The organism is Paenibacillus sp. F024, from assembly GCF_057814255.1.
In genome coordinates this window covers 1-380 of sequence record NZ_JBVASZ010000110.1, presented here as the reverse complement: position 1 = coordinate 380, position 380 = coordinate 1, and the positions used below count along the sequence as shown (strand labels likewise).

The 380-nt window shown below is 56.8% G+C and carries 1 protein-coding gene; it reads left to right on the top strand.

Going from position 1 to position 380, the window contains the following annotated elements; all coding sequences use genetic code 11:
* Positions 1 to 380 (top strand): amidohydrolase family protein (locus ACZYR9_RS27600; protein ID WP_488981494.1); only part of this gene is annotated, 380 nt, incomplete at both ends.

Here is a 380-nt window from a genome sequence, read left to right as displayed (position 1 = left end):
TACGATGGACACGTGGATTCCAAGCGATGACCGCTGGTTGGCCTCCATTGTGGTCGCAACCCAAGACCCGCTGCTCGCAGCAAAAGAAATTGATCGACTGGGCTCGCATCCGAGAGTGGTTCAGGTGTTATTGACATCGGCCTCGCGAGAGCCATACGGGCAGCGCCGCTACTACCCGATCTACGAAGCGGCGGCACGCAATAACCTGATGATAGGTATTCACGGCGGCGGCGAGGGAGACGGAATCAACCCGTCCACGACGGCCGCAGGGTATCCGACGACCAACTTTGAGCGTCACAACATCCTGGCGATTCACCATATGTCGCAGTTGAACAGCATCGTTTGTGAAGGCGTTTTCGAACGATTCCCGACCTTGAAGG